The sequence below is a fragment of the Albidovulum sp. genome (assembly GCF_049646345.1).
Taxonomy (GTDB): domain Bacteria; phylum Pseudomonadota; class Alphaproteobacteria; order Rhodobacterales; family Rhodobacteraceae; genus Albidovulum.
The window spans coordinates 1-4,469 of record NZ_JBARVQ010000899.1; the positions used below are offsets into that span (position 1 = coordinate 1).

Annotated in this window: 5 protein-coding genes; all 5 read right to left on the bottom strand. The window is 63.8% G+C overall.

Annotation, left to right across the window (positions count from 1 at the left end; genetic code table 11):
- Positions 1-114: 114 nt before the first annotated feature.
- Positions 115-810: an ABC transporter ATP-binding protein gene (locus WBB85_RS23465; protein WP_432640976.1), complete on the bottom strand. Its 696-nt coding sequence runs from the start codon at positions 808-810 to the stop codon at positions 115-117.
- Entirely contained in the window at positions 811-1,512 is a 702-nt protein-coding gene (locus WBB85_RS23470) for an ABC transporter ATP-binding protein (protein ID WP_432640980.1), read from the bottom strand. It abuts the gene before it with no gap.
- Complete coding sequence (locus WBB85_RS23475) at positions 1,509-2,450, bottom strand: branched-chain amino acid ABC transporter permease (protein WP_432640977.1); 942 nt, start codon at positions 2,448-2,450, stop codon at positions 1,509-1,511. Before WBB85_RS23475 ends, WBB85_RS23470 begins: the two co-directional genes overlap by 4 nt.
- A complete protein-coding gene (locus WBB85_RS23480; RefSeq protein ID WP_432640978.1) occupies positions 2,447-3,328 on the bottom strand; it encodes a branched-chain amino acid ABC transporter permease in 882 nt (293 codons plus the stop codon). The genes WBB85_RS23475 and WBB85_RS23480 overlap by 4 nt, the downstream gene beginning before the upstream one ends.
- 44 nt (positions 3,329-3,372) lie before the next feature.
- On the bottom strand, positions 3,373-4,469 hold a 1,097-nt coding region (locus WBB85_RS23485; protein ID WP_432640979.1), incomplete at its 5' end, for an ABC transporter substrate-binding protein.

Genomic DNA, 4,469 nt, shown 5'->3' on the forward strand with positions numbered 1-4,469 from the left:
CATCACTGACCCCCATATCTGCCATACAGACAGGGAATCACAGATCAAGCATCGGGGGAATCCTGAATCTCGAAAACCGCAACACGCTCTAAAGCCACCTTACGTCAGGCCGTCTCACACACCGACATAAGAAGCGAATTGCGGGGCGTCGGGACCAAGGCCCTGTGCCTCAACCGTTTCCGCAACCTCTCCACCGGTCATGAAGGCGATCCGGTCGGCGACGGACAGCGCCGCATCCACGCGCTGCTCGACCAGCACCGTGGCCACGCCAGTTTCCCGCAGCGCCACCACCGTGTCGCGGATCAGCGCGATCATTGAGGGTTGCAGCCCCTCGGTCGGCTCATCCAGAAGCAGGACCTTGGGTTCCAGGCAAAGCGCCCGGGCAATGGCCAGCATCTGCTGCTCGCCGCCCGACAGGGTGCGGGACATCTGACCCATGCGTTCGCGCAGGCGCGGAAAGAGGTCGAGCACGTGGTCGCGCACCCGTGGCCCCCGCGCCCGCGTCATCAGCCCGACTTCGATATTCTCGGCCACGGTCAGATCGCCGAACAGCCGCCGCCCCTGCGGGACATAGCCGATCCCGTGGCGCGGCACCTCATGGGAGGGCAGGCTTTCGATCCGCGTGCCGTCAAGGTCGATCGACCCGGCAGTGGCCCGCACCTGCCCCATGATGCATTTCAACGCCGTGGACTTGCCCGCACCGTTGCGGCCCATCAGGCACAAAACCTCGCCCGCCGCGACCGAGAGCGTGAGGCCGCGCAGCACCTGCACCGCGCCGTATCCTGCCTCGATGCCGTCGAGCCTCAGCATTCAGCCCCCCAGATAGGCGGTCTGCACCGCCTTGTCGGCCCGGATCGCCTCCGGCGTGCCGGTGGCCAGAACCTCGCCGAAATTCAGGACAGTGATGCGCTGGGCAAGGTCCATGACCACATCCATATTGTGTTCGATCAGCAGCACGGTCGCCGCAGGCACCACACCCCGCACGATGTCCTTGAAGGTCTCGATCTCCCCCCGCGCCAATCCCTGCGTCGGTTCGTCGAGGATCAGGAGCTTCGGTTTCAGCCCCAGCCCCATGGCCACTTCCAGCAGCCGCTGGTGGCCGTAACTCAGTGTCCCTGCCGTCTGATCGGCGCGGTCCTGAAGCCCCACTCGGGTCAGGGCCTCCATCGCGTCATCGCGCAGGTGATGCGAATGGCGGCTTTGCACGGCCAGTGCGATGTTGTCGAAGACCGTCAGCGCGCCGTAAACTTGCGTGATCTGGAATGTGTAGGCGATGCCAAGGCGGACGCGGGCATGGGCGGGCAGTCTGGTGATGTCGCGCCCGTCGAAGCTGATGCTGCCCGATTGGACGGCGATGCGGCCGGACAGCAGGCTCACAAAGGTTGTCTTGCCTGCGCCATTGGGGCCGATCAGCGCGTGAATCTCCCCCTGATGCAGGTCGAAATCCACCCCGTCCACGGCCTTCAGCCCGTCGAAATGGCGGGTCAGCCCGCGTGCCTCCAGTAGTGTCACGGCAGCCATTTCAGCCCCCGTTCACGGAGCGTGCCAAGGATGCCTTTTGGCGCGAAGAGGATCAGCAGGACGAGCGCCGCGCCGGTGACGAATTGATGAGCGTCGGTCACGGAGGACGCGTAGTCGATCAGGTAGAACATCAAGAGCGCGCCAAGGAACGGGCCGATGACAGTGCCCGCGCCGCCAAGGAGGACGTAAAGCAGCGGCAGGATCGAATACTGCACTGAGGCAAGGCTCGCCCCCGCATAGCCGAACATCAGCGCATAGGCGGCCCCCGACAGGCCCGCGTAAAGGCCCGAGATGGTCAGCGCCGTCAGCTTCACAGTGAACGGGTTGTAGCCGAGCATGCGGCTCCGCTCCTCATTCTCGCGCATCGCCACCATGATCCGGCCGCGCGGCGAGCGGGCGAGCCAGAGGTTGACCATGAGGGCGATGGCAAAGAGCGCGAGCGCCACGAGGTAACGGGTATTGTCGTCAGAGAGGTCAAGCGAGGCGAGCATGCGCCCCGCCTTGGGGATGACGATGCCTTCGTCACCCCGTGTATAGCTGCCAAAATAAAGTACCGTCAGGTATCCGGCCTGTGCGAACATCAGCGTCTCGATCATGAAGGCGACACCGGCTGTCCTCAGCGCAAAAAGCCCCAGCGCGAAGGCCACCGCGCCGCCGGCAAGAAGCCCCGCGATCAGCCCGATGCCCGCAGTCCCATCCGCATGATAGGCCAGAAGCCCGGCGGCATAGAGCCCCGCGCCGAAGAACAGCGCATGGCCAAGGCTCAGAAGGCCGGTATAGCCAAAGGCAATGTTGTAGCCCATCGCATAGATCGCCAGCACCATGATCCGGGCGATATTGGTGTGGTGATAGGCGGGGGCCACGAAGTGGAACGCCAGAAGCGCCGCGATAAGGCCGACATGAAGATAAAGCGCCCGGTCCAACTTCATGCCGCGCGTTTCCCAAAGAGGCCCTGCGGGCGCAGGACAAGGATCAGCCCGACCGCGAGCGTGGCAAGAATCTTGGCCAAGGTCGGGGCAAAGAAGGTGGAGATGACGCCATCGCCAAGGCCGATGATCAGGGCGGCGACCAGCGTGCCGCGCAAAGATCCGAGCCCGCCAATGATCACCACGATAAAGGACAGAAGCAGCGGATCGCCCCCCATCAGGTAATGCGCCTGCTGGATCGGTACGATCAGCACGGCGGCGATGGCGGCGAGCCCCGCCCCCATGGCAAAGACCCCGGCATAGACCCGGTCGACATTGATGCCGAAGGCGCGGGCGGTGTCGCGGTCGATCTGGGTCGCCCGCATGATCAGCCCGGCCTTGGTGTGCTTCAGGATCAGCCAGACGGCAAGCAGGACCAGAGCCGCCCCAACGACCACCGCCAGCTTGTAGCCGGAATAGCCGAACCACGGCAGTTGAATGCGGAAATTCAGGGGTGCCGGGACAGGCCGCGCATCGGGGCCGAAGAAGCTGAGCGCCGCCTGTTCGAGGATATAGAGAAGCCCGATCGTCGCGACGATGGTCGCCTCGGGCTCATAGTTCAGCCGTTTCAGCACCGCCATATCGGCCGCAGCGGCAATGGCGCCGACAATCAGCGGGCAAAGCACCAGTGCCACGGCGAAGGACAGGGCCGCAGGCCCCGGCACCCATTGCGAGACGAACCAGGCCAGCACCGCGCCCAGCATGAAGAACGCGCCATGGGCCACGTTCACCACCCGCATGATGCCGAAGACAAGGCTGAGGCCAGACGCCGTCAGCGCAAGCACCGCGGCGGTCACAAGGCCCTCCATCAGGGCAAGAAGCAGGAACGGTCCGAAATCCAAGCGCAGTTCGGGCGAGGGATCAGCCCCGCCCGCCTTTCAGAAGATCAGAAGCTCATCGTGGTGTAGTCGACCTCATCGGGGTATTCCCCGTCCTCCATCGCGGTCTGGTGGACGCGGACAAGCTTGCCGCCCTCGACCTTGGTGATGGATTGCAGCCCGAAAGCCTGATGGGTCTTGCCGTTGAACTTCTTCGGCCCCTGAGGATGGGCCTGACCTTCGGCAAAGTCGGTCATCGCCTCGATGGCTTCCACGACTTTCTGGCGGTCGGCCGGTCCTTGATAGCCTGCCGCCTCCATCGCGTCCTTGACGACGAACAGGGTCTCCCAGGTGGAGAACATATGGGCATAGGTCGCCACATCGGCCGCGTCGGAAACCGAGGCGCCGTTGTCGTCGACACCGACGGCCGCGCGGTAGAACGTCTCGTGCTCGGAGGCATCTTCCTGTTTGTAGCGCGGATGGCCTTCCCAGAAATGCGACCCGTCGAGGAATTCGAGACCGGGGGAGTTGATGTCTACGGCTTCGAGGCTGTCGATGAAGCCGAAAAGCTGCGGCCGGTCGCCCGAGCCGTAGAACTCGCCCAGTTCCTTCACGAAGGTCAGCACGGCGGGGCCGACCATGACGTGATAGATCACATCCGTATCCGACGGGATCTGCGGGAAGTAGCGGGTGAACGAGGTCTCGGTCGGAGGAATCGCGATATGCTTGATCACTTCGCCGCCCTCAGCCGCGACGGCGGCGGTGAAGTAATCGCGGTGATCGTGGCCGAAGGCGAAATCGGGGAAGATCATCGTGATCTTCTTGCCGAGATTGGAGGTCACGAAAGGCGCCATGCCCTGCACCTGGCTTTTCACATCGGTGATGCCGGGCTGCATGGTCCAGCGGTTCAGCATGCCGGAGGCGACATGGTGGCCTTCGGAACAGACGAGATAGGGCACCTTCAACTCGCCCGCGCGGGGGGCAGAGCCGATGACGACATGGGAAAAGAGCGTTCCCATCACCAGATCGCAGTTCGACTGGGTGACAAGTTTCTCAACCACTTCCGAACCGCGCTTGGGATCGGTGCCGTCATCCTCAAAGACCAGTTCCACGGGGCGTCCATTGATGCCGCCGCCTTCGTTCAGCACATTCAGCGCGGCGGTCG

Bases quoted from the DNA above. Each gene is read 5' to 3' on its own strand.
- WBB85_RS23465 (WP_432640976.1), bottom strand. From the start codon at position 810: ATGCTGAGGCTCGACGGCATCGAGGCAGGATACGGCGCGGTGCAGGTG.
- WBB85_RS23475 (WP_432640977.1), bottom strand. From the start codon at position 2,450: ATGAAGTTGGACCGGGCGCTTTATCTTCATGTCGGCCTTATCGCGGCG.